Here is a 14,313-nt window from a genome sequence, read left to right as displayed (position 1 = left end):
GGGAAGGGAGTGGCGGGATCATGGAACGGTTTTGTACCGTGGGGGAACAAAGTGGATCCCGTCCGTTTTCCCTGACCGGCGGGCGGGGCCACCTTGTCCTTTCCCGCGCTTCCCTCGGTCCTTTCCGCGACCTGTGCCTTGGAGCTGCCGATGTCGGCCACCACCGTGCTCACCTGCCGTGCCCTGCTGCTGGACATGGACGGGACCCTCGTCAACTCGGATGCCGTCGTGGAGCGGGTCTGGCGGCGCTGGGCCGATCGCCATGGTCTGGACGGCGACGAGGTCATGAAGGTCGTGCACGGGCGGCAGGGGTACGCCTCCATGGCGCTGTTGCTGCCCGGGCGGCCCATGGCGCAGAACCATGCGGAGAACGCGTGGATGCTGGAGCAGGAGACGGCGGATGTGGAGGGCGTTGTCCCGGTGCCGGGGGCGGGGGAGTTCCTGGCCTCGTTGGTGGCCGGGGGTGTGCCGCATGCGCTGGTGACGTCCGCGGATGTCGCGCTGTCCACCGCGCGGATGGGGGCGGCGGGGTTGGGGCTGCCGGATGTGCGGGTGACCGCGGAGTGTGTGGGGGCCAGTAAGCCGGATCCCGAGGGGTTCTTGAAGGGGGCGGCCGAGTTGGGGGTCGAGCCTGGGGATTGTGTGGTGTTCGAGGATTCCGGGGCGGGGATTCAGGCGGGGCGGGCTGCGGGGATGCGGGTTGTGGGGGTGGGGGATCGGGCTCGGGTTCATGGGCCGGATGTGGTGGTGCCGGATTTGACGTCGGTGCGGGTGGCTGTTGACGGAGGGGTTGTGCGGTTGTACGTGGGGTGACTGTTTGGTCTTTCGCCCCCGCCGCCCCTTCCCGTCCCGTCCCCAGGGGCTTCGCCCCTTCGACCCCACCAGGGGGCTGCGCCCCCTGGACCCCCATCGGCCTGAACGGCCTCGTCCTCAAGCGCCGGACGGGCTGGGGTTGCCGGCCTGCGTGGTCACCTGCGGGTGGGCGGGATTGGCCCTGAACGGGGCTCGTCCTCAGGCGCCGGACGGGTTGGGTTTGCCGGCCTGCGTGGTTACCTGCGGGTGGGTGGGAATGGCCTTGAACGGGGCTCGTCCTCAAGTGCCGGACGGGCTGGGTTTGCCGGCCTGCGTGGTTACCTGCGGGTGGGTGGGATTGGGCTTGAACGGGGCTCGTTCTCAAGTGCCGGACGGGCTGGGTTTGCCTGCCTGGGCCTTCCGCTATGGCTCCGTTGTTTCCGACTCCAGGGCTGCCCTTGTTTCCGCTGTGTAGACGCCCAGGGACTCTCGGCCCACCCCTCGGCTCCACTGGTAGTTCATCAGGGCGTTTTCCAGGCGCCAGTTGAAGTTGCCGTGGATTTCGTCGTTGTAGAGGTAGAGCTGGCGCAGGCGGAGTTGGAGTTCTACTACCTCGGGGCCCTTGTCGCCGCGGCGGAGGACCGGGCCGGAGGGCTGGGTGGTCGGCTGTGCGGCCGGGGCCTCCTCCGAGGCCTTGGCCGGGGTGGGGGTCGGGGACGACTCCGTGGTCGTGGGGGACGGGGAGCCGGAGGCCGACGTGCTCGACTCCGACGGTGTCGGTGATGGTGATTCCGATTCCGAAGGGGACGGGGACGCCGACGTCTGGGTCGGGGTGGGGGTCGCGCCCTTCGGGTTCGACTTCTGCGTTGTTTCCGGGGATTCGTCGGGGACGCTTGCCCTGACCGGGTCCGGGAGGGACGTCTCCCGCGTCGGGGTTTCGTAGTTGAACAGGCCGCTGGCCATGCCCGCTGCCGCCAGGACCGCCACCGATGCCGCCGCCGTGCCGATGAGCAGCATGCGGCCCCGGCGGCGGTTGCCCGTTGGTTGGGTCTGCTCCGGGTGGTGGTGCTGTGAAGGCGTCGACGGTTCGAACAGGCTCAGGTCCGGGGTGGGCGGCGCGGCCGGGGCGCGCAGCGCCATCGTTGCCTCCGGGTCCCCGGGCGGTTCCTCTCCGTTGCCCTCCAGGTCCACGTACGGACGTATGCGCAGCGGGTTGAAGTCCTCCGCCGCTGCCGCCTGGGCCTCGCGCGCGTCGCGCAGGGCCTCGGCGGCTCGTTCCGTGCAGCCGCAGGACGGGGTGCCGTCGGCTCCCCGGGGCGCCCCGCACTCCGGGCACCCATGGTTCCTCTGCTCTGTCACGCGCTTGTCCCTCCCCTCGCGACTCCCCTCGCGAACTCCAGAGATTATGCAGATTTACTTCACACCGTCATCGACACGCCCCCCGGAACGTCACGTTTCACAGGATTCAACAGGCCATAACCGGTCACACCGACCAGGATGGAAGGTGCGTCGAGTTTCGGGAGGACTCGGGAGGTCGGCATGGCAGGGGACAGCCAGGTCCAGGAACGCGTGCCGGGGAACGTGCTCGTTCCCATCGGTGCTCTGCTGCTCGGGCTGCTGCTCGCGGCCCTTGACCAGACCATCGTTTCCACCGCTCTGCCCACCATCGTCAGCGATCTGGGGGGTATGGAGCATCTTTCGTGGGTGGTCACCGCCTATCTGCTCGCCTCCACGGCCGCTACGCCGCTGTGGGGCAAGCTCGGTGACCAGTACGGGCGCAAACGGCTCTTCCAGCTCGCCATCGTCATCTTCCTCATCGGCTCCGCGCTGTGCGGCATGGCCCAGGACATGGCCCAGCTCATCGGCTTCCGGACCCTGCAGGGGCTCGGGGGCGGCGGGCTCATCGTGTTGTCCATGGCCATCGTCGGGGATCTCGTGCCGCCGCGCGAACGCGGGCGGTACCAGGGGCTGTTCGGGGCCGTGTTCGGGGCCACGAGTGTGCTCGGGCCGTTGCTGGGCGGGGTGTTCACCCAGCATCTGAGCTGGCGGTGGGTCTTCTACATCAACCTGCCCGTGGGGGTCGTCGCGTTGGTCGTCATCGCGCTCGCGCTGCACATTCCCCGGCGGTCCGCACAGCACGTCATCGACTATCTCGGGACCCTCCTCATCGCCTCCGTCGCCACCTGTCTCGTGCTCGTCGCCTCCCTGGGCGGGACCACCTGGGACTGGGGGTCCTGGCAGATCGTCGGGCTCGCCGTGCTGGGCGCGGTGCTCGCCGTCGCCTTCGTCGCCGTCGAGCGGCGGGCCGTCGAACCCGTGCTGCCGCTCAAGCTGTTCCGCATCCGCACCTTCACCCTGGCCGCCGTGATCAGCTTCGTCGTCGGGTTCGCGATGTTCGGGGCGATGACCTATCTGCCGACGTTCCTCCAGGTCGTGCAGGACGTGACACCGACGATGTCCGGGGTGCACATGCTGCCGATGGTGGTGGGCATGCTGCTGGCGTCCACCGTCTCGGGGCAGATCGTCAGCCGTACCGGCCGGTGGAAGGTGTTTCCCATCGCGGGGACCGGGATCACGGCCATCGGGCTGCTGTTGCTGCACCAGCTCGATGTCGGCAGTTCCACCGGCGTGATGAGCACCTTCTTCTTCGTCTTCGGGCTCGGGCTCGGGCTCGTCATGCAGGTGCTGGTGCTCATCGTGCAGAACGCCGTGCCCTACGAGGACCTGGGCGTCGCCACCTCCGGCGCGACCTTCTTCCGGTCCATCGGGGCCTCCTTCGGCGTCGCCGTCTTCGGTTCCGTCTTCGTCGGCCGGCTCGACGACAAGCTCGCCGACGCCTTCCGCGGCGCCCAACTGCCGCCCGGCGTCTCCGCGGACGCGCTGGAGTCCGACCCGCGCGGGATCGCCGAACTGCCCGGCTCGCTCCAGCCCGCGGCGGTGGAGGCGTACGCCACCTCCATCACCGATGTCTTCCTCTACGCCGCCCCCGTCGCCCTGCTCGGCTTCGTGCTGGCCTGGTTCCTGAAGGAGGACAAGCTGCGCGGGTCGGTCACCGCGCCGGACATCACCGAGACGCTGGCCAGCAACCCGGTGGAGCGGTCGTCGTACGACGAGGTGTGCCGGGCGCTCTCGGTGCTGGGCACGGGTGAGGGGCGGCGCGAGATCTACGTCAAGATCACCGAGCGGGCGGGCTACGACCTGCTGCCCGCGGCGAGTTGGCTGCTGCTGCGCATCCGCAAGTACGGCTCGGTCGAACCCGCCCAGCTCGCCGAGCGCAGTACGGTCCCGCTCGCCGTCATCCTCGCCGCCGCCCGGCAGGTGGAGGAGCGGCGGCTCGCGGTGCGTACGGGGCCGGATCTCGTACTGACCGATGAGGGCTGCGAGGTCGCTGAGCGGCTGGCGCAGGCCCGTGAGGACTCCCTCGCCGAACTCCTCGGCGACTGGTGGGGGCCGGACCGGCCCACCGACCTGGTTTCCCTGGTCAAGGAGCTCAACGCCGAACTGTGCGGCTCGGAGCGGGAACAGCCCCACGCCGTCGCCCACGCGCAGCTCAGCTGACCGGCGCCAGCTCCTTGCGGAACCAGTGCTCGGCGTAGGGCTCGTCGTTGTGCCGCTCGGTCTCCGTGTACCCGAGCCGGGTGTACAGCGCGCGGGCCTCGGTCAGGTCGCTGCGGGTGTCCAGGACGATGTGGGTCGCGCCCATCGCGCGGGCCGCGTCCTCGGCGGCCCGGACCAGGAGTTCGGCGCCGCCCCTGCCCCGGTGGGCCGGGCGGACGTAGACACGCCTGAGTTCCGCGGTGTGCGCGTCCAGCAGGTGGACGCCCGCCGTTCCGGCCGGTTCGCCCCCGTACCTCGCCACCAGCAACCGGCCGGTCGGCGGGGTGAGTTCCTCCCAGGTCTGGGCCGCGATCTCCCGTTCCAGCTCCGCCGGATCCGTGCGGTGACCCTCGAAGCGCAGGTACCAGCGGTCGCTGACCTCCGTGTAGTACTCCCGCCAGAGCGCGCCGGCGGTGGCGGAGGCGGGGGGCTCGGTGGTGATGGTCCAGGTCATGGGGGCATTGTCCGTCGGTTCGGTTTGAGTACCGCCGCCGGGGCTACCCGGGGGCGGTACCGGTTCGCACGGAGACCGGTTGGGTCGAGAACTGTGGAAGGCGTCCATGTCCACTGGCCTGATCATTGCCTTGATCGTGATCGCGGCGGTCGTCGTCATCGGCGCGGCCGTCCTCGCCCTGCGCGCCCGGGGGCAGGGAAACGGGCGGGGTCTGAAGCGGCGCTTCGGGCCCGAGTACGAGCGGACGGTGGCCCGGCACGACGGGGACACCAAGGCGGCCGAACGGGAACTCGCCGAGCGCGTACGGCGCCACGGCGACCTGCGGGAGCGTGAGCTGGAGCCGGAGCGCAGGCAGGAGTACGAGGCGCGCTGGGCGGCGGCCCAGGAGCGGTTCGTGGAGTCGCCGAGGGAGGCCGTCGGCGAGGCCGACCGGCTGCTCGCCTCCGTCGCCGGGGAGCGCGGTTTCCCGGACGGCGGGGCGTACGAGGAGCAGGTCTCCGCGCTCTCCGTGCACCACGCCGGTCATGTCGACGGCTACCGGCGCGTGCACCGTGCGGCGGCCGACGGCGGCCAGGGCAGTACGGAGGAGATGCGGGAGGCCATGGTCGAGGCGCGGCACCTGTTCGACGAGCTGGTCGGGTCCGACGGACACGGTCATCGCAGGCACGCCCGTCCGGCCGCAACCAGCCACGGCACCAGGGGAGTTGAGTGACCATGCCGGAACACACCCCGCTCATGCGGCGCGAGGAGTGCGACAAGCTCGAACTGCGGCTCCAGCACGCCCTGTCCGACTTCGTGGAGCGGCCCCGGGCCGCCGTCGAGGAGGCCGACCTGGTGCTGGAGGAGGTCTCCGGGCGGGTCACGGAGGCGCTGAGCCGGCGGCGCCGGACCCTGCGCGGCTCCTGGCAGGACGACGAGTCCGCGACCGACACCGAGCAACTGCGGCTCGCGCTGAAGGACTACCGCGAGCTGGCCGACCGGCTGATGCGCATCTGAATCGGCGCACTCGGCCTGCCCGAGGGAGCCTTACGCGCCTTCGCGCGCCTCCGCGCTCCCGCCAGAGCCGTACGACGTCCTCGACGTCGTACGGCTTCTTGCCGAGCGGGGGTCCCGGCGGGGGCTTGAACATCATCTCGCGGATCTTGGCGTTGACCTCGGTGATGATCTTCCGGACGTGATACTCCGAGGGAGCCTGGAGCGCCGCCTCCAGGGCGTCCTCCGCCTCCTTGCGCAGGGCGAGCGTGGGCGGGAGCACCGCCAGGCCCTCACGGGCCATCTTCTGCTTGATCCACCACAGTTCGTCGTACGTGGTGTCGGTGCCCGGCGGCAAGGGCTGTCCCGCGCCCGGGAGTCGGGCGAAGTCACCGCGCCGTTCGGCGTCGCGGATCTGCTTGTCCACGAAGGACTCGAACGGGACGCCCGGTGGCTTTCGCTCGGTCATGACTCCATTGTGCCGGACACGGTCGGGCCGGGCGATTTATCATGCGGCGGCTGAACAAGGACACTTCAGGAGGACGCACGTGCTCGAACTCACCATGGCCGCCGTCACCGCGGCGGAGGAGGGTGCCACGGCCGGCATGCTCATGGCCGACGCGCCCAGCGAGCCGGGAGCCGTGCTGCGCGTGGGCCGTGACAAGTCCCAGTGCCGGCTGCACACTCCCGACGACTGGCTGTTCGTCTCCCGGGTGCACCTGGAGTTCCAGTGCGGTGCCGACGGTGTGTGGCAGGTGACCTGGCTGCGCGGCTCGCAGCCCGACCCGTCCTCCGAGGTCAAGATCACCGTCGGTGAGTACGCCCAGGCGATCGCCTACGGCGGCAGCTTCCGGCTTCCCAGGGGCGGCAGTGGTGAGATCGTCGTCCACGACCGCACCGCTCCGCGCAGCATCAACGTCGGCTTCTACCACGAGGTCTGATACGCCCCGGCGGGTTCAGTCGAGCACGCGTGCAAGGGCGAACCCGTCGTAGCCCTTGCTCCCCACGGTCTGGACCGCCGTCCCGCTGAGCCGCGGGTGGCTGCCGATCAGCTCGATGGCCTTGCGTGTCCCGACGACGTCGGGCGCGGTCTCGTCGGCGTCGGCGACCCGGCCGCCGCGCACCACGTTGTCCACGATGATCAGGCTGCCCGCGCTGGTGAGCTTGAGCGCCCACTCCAGGTAGTGCGGGTTGTTCGCCTTGTCCGCGTCGATGAAGACCACGTCGAAGGGCGCGGGGTTCTCGTCGGCGAGCCGGGGGAGCAGGTCGAGGGCGGCGCCGACGCGTACCTCGACCACCTTGTCCAGGCCCGCGCGGGCGATGTTGCGGACGGCGACCTCGGCGTGCTTCGGGTCGTACTCGAAGGAGACCAGGCGCCCGTCCGCGGGCAGGGCGCGGGCCAGCCAGATGGTGCTGTAGCCGCCGAGCGTGCCGATCTCCAGGGCCGTGCGCGCGCCCTGGATCTCCGCCAGCAACCGCAGCAGCTTGCCCTGGGTGGGGCTGACGGCGATCTGCGGCAGGCCCGCGGCGTCGCTGTCGCGCAGGGCCGCCTGCAGCGCCTCGTCGTCCTGGGCGAGGTGGGCGGTGAAGTAGTCGTCGACGGTGTCCCAGAGGTGCGACTCGCTCATGTACCCGCGCCTTTCGCATGGCTAGTTAGAGCATCTAAGTAGTGTCCCTAAGGAATATAGTCCGGTGATCCCTTCGGGTGTCGAACGAACCGCACGATTCCAGCCACCCCTCCCAGCCTGAGCGCGCCCCCGGTTGAGGGCAACCAGGGTTCGGCGTTCACTCGTTCAGGGGACGTGTTTCCTCCCGGGCGGCAAGTGATCGCATCTGCCAAGAACCGGCCCGCACGGGCCGCGCGAGGGTGGCCGGGACCGCCCCGCGTACCAGCGTCGGAAGTCGGTCACAGCTATCGTCATCCGGACAAAAGGCAGGCGGATGTCAGGTGAATCCGCGGTCGCCTGCGTCTCTTCCAGGGGCGGTGCGAGCCGCATAGGGTTCGTAAACGGGCATCTCTCGCGCGATGCGCGGGACCGACGGGGCGGGAGGCCGACTCGGCGTGGCGAATGCGCAGCAGCACAGCGGACGACCGGCGAATGCGTTCGGAGCGACGGCCGTGGGCACTGCGAGAGCGCGCCTGCGCGCCGCCCGGATCGGCCTGTGGATCATCGCCGCCGTCCTGGCCGTGAGACAGGTCATCGTCGTCCTCACCACCCCCAGCGACGAACGGCTGACCGACCTGGAGACCTGGGTCGGCACCGGCGGCGTCCTGCACGTCAACGGCTCCCTGTACGACTCCACCCGCTTCACCGGCACCCCCTTCGGCGGCCTCGTCCTCAAACCGCTGACGAAGTCCGCCGAGCAGACGCTCGGCTGGGGCTGGACCTTCGGCACCCTCCTCCTGGTCGTCGCCCTCGGCCTGGTCGCCGCCCGGGCGCTGCCGCAGCCGGTCAGCCGGCGCACCTCCCTGCTCGCCGCGCCCGTCGCGGTCAGCCTGCTGATGCTGTCGCTGCCGGTCCGCAACAGCTTCTGGCTCGGTCAGACCGGCATCATCCCCGTCCTGCTGGTCCTCCTCGGCTGCTTCGCCGTGCGCGGCCAGCGCTCCAGCGGCGCGCTCATCGGCCTCGCGGGAGCGCTCCAACCGACCCTGCTGCTGTTCGTGCCGCTGCTGTGGTTCACCGGCCGAAAGCAGGCCGCCGCCGCGACCGGCGCCACCTTCGCCGGGGCCACCGTGCTGGCCTGGGCGGCGATGCCGCACGACTCGTACACCTACTGGGTCCACCATCTGGCCGGGGTCGGCCTCGGCGGACCCGCCGACGACCTCGCCAACCAGTCCCTGCACGCCGCCCTGCTGCGGCTCGGCCTCGACGGGCCGCTGGAGATCACCCTGTTCCTGGCGCTCTCAGCCGCCGTCGCCGTCCTCGGCGTCAGCCGGGCCGTGCGCTACGCCCGCGACGGACAGCTCCTGCTCGCCGTCGCCGTCACCGGCTGCGCGGCCATCGTCGTCTCACCCACCGCCTGGCAGCACCAGCTGCTGTGGGTACTGCTCGCGGTCGTCGGCCGGGTCGGCAAGAAGGCCTCCGACCGCTACGTCTGGCCGGTCGCCGTGGTGCTGGTGATGACCCTCCCGGCGAAGACGCTGCTGCCGAACATGGAGGCGCTCTACCCCCTGCGGGAGAACGCCGTCCTGCTCGCCGCGCTCGCCGCGGCCACCTTCGTGCCGTTCCTGTCCCGCACCTCGCCCTACTACCAGACCCCGATCCCCACCCGGTACGCCGATCCCGTCCCCACCCGCTTCAAGCACGTACCGATGGTGCCGTTCCTGCGCCGGGTGCTGACCCGCCCCAACCTGCTGCTGGAACTGCTGCTCATCCGCGTCACCTACGCCGCCTACGCCAAGATCCGCCTCGCCGCGACCGGCGGCAGCAACTCCGCGGGCCGGGCGCGCGCCGAGGAGCACGGGCAGCAGATCCTCGACATCGAACGCTTCCTGCACATCGACATCGAGCACACCCTCAACCACGCCGTGGTGAAGGCGCAGGTCCTGCGGGACTTCTTCGACTTCTACTACTTGTCCTTCCACTTCGTGGTCCCGCTGACCGTCCTCGGCCTGCTGTACTGGCGCCGCCCCGTCGACTACCGCTGGGCCCGCTCCGCACTCGGCTTCACCACCCTGCTCGCCCTGGTCGGCTTCTGGCTCTACCCGCTCGCCCCGCCCCGCCTGATGCCGGGCCTCGGGATCATCGACACCGTCCACGGCGTCCAGGACTTCTCCAAACCCGACTACGGCACGCTCACCTCACTGACCAACCAGTACGCCGCGATGCCGTCGCTGCACTTCGGCTGGTCCCTGTGGTGCGGGCTGATCATCGCGATCGTCGCCCCCAGGATGTGGATGAAGCTCCTCGGCCTGCTGCACCCCTTCTTCACGCTCACCGCGATCGTCGTCACCGGCAACCACTGGCTGCTGGACGCGGCCGGCGGCGCCGCCGCCGTAGGCATCGGCTTCGGGCTGACCTACCTGCTCCAGGGCCCCCGCGCCCGGCTGGTGACCCAGGCCGCCGTCAGCAGCGAGCCCGAGCCGCTGAAGGACCGTACTCGGGGCTGATCCGGTACTCACCGGGGCCCACAGGAAGAGCCGGCGGGCCGGTTACGAGTCTCGGGGGAGGCGGCGGCAGGGCGCAGGGATGGGGGTTGCCGCCGCCTCCCCCGGGTCTGTCAGTCCTCCAGGGTGACCTGGAGGTGTTTCACACCGTTGATCCACGCCGAGCGCAGCCGGTCCGGCTCGCCGGCCATCCGCAGATCGGGCATGGCGTCCGCGAGGGCGTTGAAGATGAGGTCGATCTCCAGGACGGCCAGGGACTTGCCGAGGCAGTAGTGCGGGCCCCCGCCGCCGAAACCGAGGTGCGGGTTCGGGTCGCGGGTGATGTCGAAGCGGTGCGGGTTCTCGAAGACATCGGGGTCGTGATTGGCGGCGGCGTAGAACAGCCCCACCCGGTCGCCCTTCCGGATCAGCTTCCCGCCCAGCTCGGTGTCCTGAGTGGCGGTGCGCTGGAAGGAGTTGACCGGCGTCGCCCAGCGCACGATCTCCTCGGCCGCCGTCTCGGGCCGCTCCCGCTTGAACAGGTCCCACTGTTCGGGGTGGGTGAGGAAGGCGTGCATACCGTGGGTGATGGCGTTGCGCGTGGTCTCGTTGCCCGCGACCGACAGCATCAGCACGAAGAAACCGAACTCGTCCGAGCCCAGGTTCCCCTCGTCCTCCGCCGCCACCAGCGCGGTCACGATGTCCTTCGCCGGGCACTGCTTGCGGTCGGCCGCCATGTTCATCGCGTACGCGATCAGCTCCGTCGCCGATTCCGCGCCGACCTCCTCGGTGATCGCGTACTCCGGATCGTCGTACGAGATCATCTTGTTGGACCAGTCGAAGATCTTGGCCCGGTCGTCCTGCGGGATGCCGATCAGCTCCGCGATGGCCTGGAGCGGCAGTTCGCAGGCCACCTGGGTGACGAAGTCGAAGGGCCCGGGGTGGGCGCGCGCCTCGGTGACGATGGAGTGCGCCCTGTCCCGCAACCGCTGCTCCAACGCCCGTATCGCGCGCGGCGTGAAGATGCGCTGCACGATCTGACGGACCCGGGTGTGCTCGGGCGGGTCCATGTTCAGCAGGATCAGCCGCTGCGCGTCGATCGCGTCGCGCTCGATGTGCTCGTTGAACCGGATGATCGCGGTGTTGACCCAGGAGGAGAACAACTCCGGGTGCGTGGAGACGTACTTGACGTCCGCGTGCCGCGTGACCGCCCAGTACCCGTCGTCCTGGAACCCCGCGAGCCCGGCCGGCTGCGGTATCCAGCGCACCGGTTCGGCCCGGCGCAGCTCCGCGTACTCCGCGAAGGGAACCCGGTGTTGGAGGAGGTCGGGGTCGGTGAAGTCGAACCCGTCGGGAAGCGCCGGACAGGGCATGGCGGCTCCAGCCATCTGACGGACCATCAGTTCTCGCGAACGTAACGGCGGGTGCCGAAGACTGCAAGACCCTTGCGGTGATGGGCGTCACATCAGCAGACTGCACAGTAACTAGAACACGTACTAGTTGTGCGTGTGCCTTGTCAGGCCCTGCTGGCCTCTGGACGAGAGGACCGCCCCCCATGGCCGCCGAACCCGTGATCGTCGAAGCCGTCCGCACGCCCATCGGAAAGCGTGGCGGATCCCTGGCCAACCTGCACCCCGCCTACCTCCTGGGCGAGACATACCGCGAACTCCTCGGCCGCACCGGCATCCCCGCCGACTGCGTCGAGCAGATCGTCGGCGGCACGGTCACCCACGCCGGCGAACAGTCCATGAACCCCGCGCGCACCGCCTGGCTCACCATGGGCCTGCCCTACGAGACGGCGGCCACGACCGTCGACTGCCAGTGCGGTTCCTCCCAGCAGGCCTCCCACATGACCGCCAACATGATCGCCGCCGGGGTCATCGACGTCGGCATCTCCTGCGGCGTCGAGGCCATGTCCCGGGTGCCGCTGGGGTCGGGGTCGAAGCACGGGCCGGGGAAGCCCTTCCCCGACGAGTGGAACGTGGACCTGCCCAACCAGTTCGAGGCGGCCGAGCGGATCGCGCGTCATCGGGGGCTGACGCGCGAGAACGTCGACGCGCTCGGGCTGCTGTCGCAGCAGCGGGCGGCCACCGCCTGGGCAGAGGAGCGCTTCAAGCGCGAGACCTTCGCCGTACAGGTCCCGACGACGGAGGAGGAGCAGCGGGCGGGGCAGGGTATGTGGCGGCTCGTGGACCGGGACGAGGGGCTGCGCGACACGTCCATGGAGGCGCTGGCGGGGCTCAAGCCGGTCATGCCGACGGCGATGCACACGGCCGGCAACTCGTCGCAGATCAGCGACGGAGCGGCGGCCATCATGTGGGCGTCGAAGAGGATGGCGCGGGCGCTGAAACTGCGGCCCAGGGCCCGGATCGTGGCTCAGGCCCTGGTCGGGGCGGACCCCCACTTCCACCTCGACGGCCCCATCGACGCCACGAACGCGGTGCTGGGCAAGGCGGGGATGTCCTTGAAGGACATCGACCTCGTCGAGATCAACGAGGCCTTCGCGTCCGTGGTGTTGAGCTGGGCACAGGTCTTCGAACAGAGCCTGGACAAGGTCAACGTCAACGGCGGTGGCATCGCACTCGGTCACCCCGTCGGGGCGACCGGAGCGCGGCTCATCACTACGGCCCTCCATGAACTGGAGCGCACGGACAAGGAGTTCGCGCTGGTGACCATGTGCGCCGGGGGCGGACTGGCCACCGGCACGATCATCCAGCGTCTTTGACATCCTCGCCGCCCTGAAGGACGGCGATTCCCGCCTACCGCGCGGTTGAAGGCTGCGGTGTCGGGTGGGTTCCTGCTTCGCCGCGCGGTGCCGGGACGAGTCCCGGTCTTACCTGCGCTCCACAGGCTGACACGGCCAGTCCGGCCGCCTTGGCGACGTTGACCGCCGCGTTGATGTCCCGGTCCAGGACCGCCCCGCACGCCCCGCACGTCCACACACGGACGTGCAGCGGCTTGGGGCCGTCCTTGACGCCGCACTGCGAGCACACCTGTGAGGTCGGCTCGAACCGGCCGATCCGGATGAAGGTGCGCCCGTACCGGGCGGCCTTGTACTCCAGCATCCCGACGAACGCCGACCATCCGGCATCGTGGACGGACTTGGCCAGGCGCGTGCGGGCGAGTCCCTTCACCGCCAGGTCCTCCACGGCGACCGCTTGGTTCTCGCGGATCAGCTTCGTGGAGAGCTGGTGGTGGAACTCGCGGCGTGCGTCGGCCACTCGCGCGTGTGCACGGGCGACCTTGATCCGGGCCTTGTTCCGGTTGCTGGAGCCCTTCTCCTTGCGGAAGAGGGCACGCTGCGCCTTCTTCAGGCGCTTCTCGGCGCGGCGCAGCAAGCGCGGGCTGTCGACCTTCGTGCCATCGGAGAGGACCGCGAAGTGCCCGAGCCCGAGATCGATGCCCACCTCGTGCCTGACCTCCGGGAGGACTTCCTCCGGGCCGGTCTCGATGACGAAACTCGCGAAATACCTGCCCGCGCTGTCCTTGACCACCGTCACCGTGGACGGCGTCGAGGGCAGGAAGCGGGACCACTTCACCTTCAGGTCGCCGATCTTCGGCAGGCGCAGCTTCCCGCCGGTCGTGATCGACCAGCGGGCGTTCGCGGTGAAACGGACCGACTGCCGGGTGTCCCGCTTCGACTTGTACCGGGGTGCGCCCATGCGGGGGCGCTTGCCCTTCAGGCCGTCGAAGAAGTTCCGGTACGCGGCGTCCAGGTCGCGCAGGGACTGCTGCAGGACGACCGCGGAGACCTCGGCCAGCCACGCCCGCTCCGGGGGTGCTCTTCGCCTCGGTGATGAGCTGCTTCGACAGGTCCCCGGTCCTCGGGAACGGCATGCCTTCGCTGCGGGCGGTCTCCCGGGCCCTGAGGGCGTCGTTGTAGACCACCCGCGCGCACCCGAACGCCCTCGCCAGCGCCACGCGCTGACCGGCGCTCGGGTACAGGCGGAAGCTGTACCGAAGCTGCACCCGGATCACGGTACGCAATTGGTTTATGGGTATCGATGAGAACATTCGTGCCGGTCGTCACTGTGTCTTCCGCATGCATGTCCACTCGGTTTTCGTGACGAACTACCGGCACAAGGTCTTCGCCGACCGGCACCTGACGCGGTGCGAGGAGATCATGCGGGCCGTGCGCGAGAACTTCGAGGCCGAGCTGGTGGAGTTCGACGGCGAGAACAACCACGTCCACCTGCTCGTGAACTCCCCGCCGAAGGTCGCCGTGTCCAAACTGGTCAACAGCCTCAAGGGCGTCTCTTCCCGGCGCCTGCGCCAGGAGTTCCCCGACCTCGTCCGCCACTACTGGCGGGCACAACGCCTCTGGTCCGGCTCGTACTTCGCCGGTTCCGTCGGCGGCGCACCGCTCAGCATCGTGAAGCAGTACATCGAGCAGCAGAACCGGCCCTCTGAC

10 protein-coding genes and 4 pseudogenes are annotated in these 14,313 nt (G+C 69.8%); 8 read left to right on the top strand and 6 right to left on the bottom strand.

Going from position 1 to position 14,313, the window contains the following annotated elements; genetic code table 11:
- Positions 1-150: 150 nt before the first annotated feature.
- Positions 151-813: an HAD family hydrolase gene (locus tag ACZ7L7_RS19395; protein ID WP_285516322.1), complete on the top strand. Its 663-nt coding sequence runs from the start codon at positions 151-153 to the stop codon at positions 811-813.
- Between the two features lie 402 nt (positions 814-1,215).
- Here ACZ7L7_RS19395 and ACZ7L7_RS19390 read toward each other — a convergent pair whose 3' ends face one another.
- A complete protein-coding gene (locus ACZ7L7_RS19390; RefSeq protein WP_285516321.1) occupies positions 1,216-2,151 on the bottom strand; it encodes a peptidoglycan-binding protein in 936 nt (311 codons plus the stop codon).
- A gap of 180 nt (positions 2,152-2,331) precedes the next feature.
- On the opposite strand from ACZ7L7_RS19390, the gene ACZ7L7_RS19385 reads away from it, so the two are divergent.
- Positions 2,332-4,350 (top strand): DHA2 family efflux MFS transporter permease subunit, encoded by a 2,019-nt coding sequence (locus tag ACZ7L7_RS19385; protein WP_472076624.1) that lies wholly within the window; start codon positions 2,332-2,334, stop codon positions 4,348-4,350.
- Here the strand turns inward: ACZ7L7_RS19385 and ACZ7L7_RS19380 are convergent.
- Positions 4,343-4,843 (bottom strand): GNAT family N-acetyltransferase, encoded by a 501-nt coding sequence (locus ACZ7L7_RS19380; RefSeq protein WP_285516319.1) that lies wholly within the window; start codon positions 4,841-4,843, stop codon positions 4,343-4,345. The genes ACZ7L7_RS19385 and ACZ7L7_RS19380 overlap by 8 nt on opposite strands.
- A 106-nt stretch (positions 4,844-4,949) precedes the next feature.
- Between ACZ7L7_RS19380 and ACZ7L7_RS19375 the strand changes: the two genes are divergently transcribed.
- Together ACZ7L7_RS19375 and ACZ7L7_RS19370 are read left to right on the top strand one after the other, a co-directional pair.
- Entirely contained in the window at positions 4,950-5,555 is a 606-nt protein-coding gene (locus tag ACZ7L7_RS19375; protein ID WP_285516318.1) for a hypothetical protein, read from the top strand.
- A gap of 20 nt (positions 5,556-5,575) precedes the next feature.
- A pseudogene (locus tag ACZ7L7_RS19370) lies at positions 5,576-5,839 on the top strand (hypothetical protein); the annotation flags it as partial.
- A gap of 43 nt (positions 5,840-5,882) precedes the next feature.
- Here ACZ7L7_RS19370 and ACZ7L7_RS19365 read toward each other — a convergent pair.
- Positions 5,883-6,284, bottom strand: a pseudogene (locus ACZ7L7_RS19365) (DnaJ family domain-containing protein); the annotation flags it as partial.
- A gap of 79 nt (positions 6,285-6,363) precedes the next feature.
- On the opposite strand from ACZ7L7_RS19365, the gene ACZ7L7_RS19360 reads away from it, so the two are divergent.
- Positions 6,364-6,756, top strand: coding sequence for an FHA domain-containing protein (locus ACZ7L7_RS19360; protein ID WP_285516316.1), 393 nt, complete (start codon positions 6,364-6,366; stop codon positions 6,754-6,756).
- A 15-nt stretch (positions 6,757-6,771) separates the two neighbouring features.
- Here the strand turns inward: ACZ7L7_RS19360 and ACZ7L7_RS19355 are convergent, their stop codons facing one another.
- Complete coding sequence (locus ACZ7L7_RS19355; protein WP_453608742.1) at positions 6,772-7,443, bottom strand: O-methyltransferase; 672 nt, start codon at positions 7,441-7,443, stop codon at positions 6,772-6,774.
- A gap of 434 nt (positions 7,444-7,877) precedes the next feature.
- On the opposite strand from ACZ7L7_RS19355, the gene ACZ7L7_RS19350 reads away from it, so the two are divergent.
- Positions 7,878-9,926, top strand: a complete 2,049-nt coding sequence (locus ACZ7L7_RS19350; RefSeq protein ID WP_472076621.1) for a bifunctional glycosyltransferase 87/phosphatase PAP2 family protein — start codon at positions 7,878-7,880, stop codon at positions 9,924-9,926.
- 110 nt (positions 9,927-10,036) lie between these two features.
- Here the strand turns inward: ACZ7L7_RS19350 and ACZ7L7_RS19345 are convergent, their stop codons facing one another.
- A complete protein-coding gene (locus ACZ7L7_RS19345) occupies positions 10,037-11,275 on the bottom strand; it encodes a cytochrome P450 (RefSeq protein ID WP_285516377.1) in 1,239 nt (412 codons plus the stop codon).
- Between the two features lie 182 nt (positions 11,276-11,457).
- Between ACZ7L7_RS19345 and ACZ7L7_RS19340 the strand changes: the two genes are divergently transcribed.
- Entirely contained in the window at positions 11,458-12,627 is a 1,170-nt protein-coding gene (locus ACZ7L7_RS19340; protein WP_285516313.1) for a steroid 3-ketoacyl-CoA thiolase, read from the top strand.
- Between the two features lie 34 nt (positions 12,628-12,661).
- Here ACZ7L7_RS19340 and ACZ7L7_RS19335 read toward each other — a convergent pair.
- Positions 12,662-13,871, bottom strand: a pseudogene (locus tag ACZ7L7_RS19335) (RNA-guided endonuclease InsQ/TnpB family protein).
- Between the two features lie 25 nt (positions 13,872-13,896).
- Between ACZ7L7_RS19335 and tnpA the strand changes: the two are divergent.
- Positions 13,897-14,307 (top strand): annotated as a pseudogene (gene tnpA / locus ACZ7L7_RS19330) (IS200/IS605 family transposase); the annotation flags it as partial.
- Between the last annotated feature and the right edge of the window lie 6 nt (positions 14,308-14,313).

It is taken from the genome of Streptomyces sp. NPDC110618 (assembly GCF_055657065.1).
Note: the sequence above shows the minus strand (reverse complement) of the source record. Positions and strands in the feature narration are given on the sequence as shown.